This is a genomic window from Endozoicomonas sp. SESOKO2, assembly GCF_024606245.1.
Classification (GTDB): domain Bacteria; phylum Pseudomonadota; class Gammaproteobacteria; order Pseudomonadales; family Endozoicomonadaceae; genus Endozoicomonas_A.
In genome coordinates, this window is the sequence record NZ_JAHHPQ010000797.1 from 1 (window position 1) to 1,074 (window position 1,074).

Annotated in this window: 1 protein-coding gene; it reads right to left on the reverse strand. The window is 53.5% G+C overall.

The window, feature by feature from the left end; translation table 11 throughout:
* On the reverse strand, positions 1–1,074 hold a 1,074-nt coding region (locus KDK17_RS18840; RefSeq protein WP_257288800.1), incomplete at both ends, for a PEP/pyruvate-binding domain-containing protein.

Consider the following 1,074-nt stretch of genomic DNA (forward strand, 5'->3'; position numbering starts at 1 on the left):
GTTTACGTTGTCTACGGTCTCTGCCAGTAGCTTTGATCGTTGAGGCGAAATGCTTAGTTTTACCGGGTTTGCCAGACAATCCAGACCGCCGCCGGAGGCAAAAAATGCCAGCAGCCGGGCATTTTGATCCGCGAGCCATTGAAAGCCGCTGGCGACCAGTCGGAATGTGCCCTCTGGGGGGGATAAATCATCCCGTGACGGGACAGCTTTTGTTAACGGCACATCAGAAATACCACAGGACAGGCTTCTGTGACTGGCCAGTTTTCTGGTAAGGTCACCGGCAGCAATGAAGGCAGAGGGTATACCATTAAAACGGGCGCTGGCCAGTGTCACCTGTCGGCCATGCAGAGCGGCTAAGGCCGGATACTGCCCCTCGGCCAGCATCAAGGTTTTTTCCTCCTGTTTCATGAGAATCGCCACATGATCATTGAACCCTCCTTGATCAAAGGCAAACCCTCCTGCCCGCCTGAGGAACCCAGGCTCAAGCATCCATTCTTCAGCATGTCGGGCCACAACAATGGCTCCCTCCGGCATAGAGTCTGCCTCTCTTTTTTTGGCCAACCAGATGGGTCCGGTGCAATAGCCTTCGCTAACGCCTTTGCCAATAGCCAGGGTCTCTTTCGATCCGGGTCTGGACATGGCAAAATCCATGCCCCCGGAGAGTCGGGTTATGGGGCGCACCTGCAACAGAAACAGGCGATCCTGATGATCGATGGCAAATTCCACATCCACGGGGCAGAGTAATAGGTCTTCCAGCTGTGTCACCATCTCTCTGAGTGCTGAAACCTGGTCATCACTGAGTCGCTGACCGCCACCGCCTGTCCGGGGATTCGCATCATCAAGTCTTGTTTCCGAATAGCCGTTGTTTTTTTTGTTCCTCTGCAGGACGAATTGACTTGAGACCGTTCCGGGAAAGTATTGAGAAAATAGAGAGTTGTCAGGTCTTTCTATACGAGAAATATCAATGCGGTGGGGTTTGTTACCAGACTGTCCTGCCACCACGCCCCCGGGCTGACCGGGAGTGTACTCAACCCTGACGGTATCATCCTGAAAAGATTGAAAGCTCATGGCGAC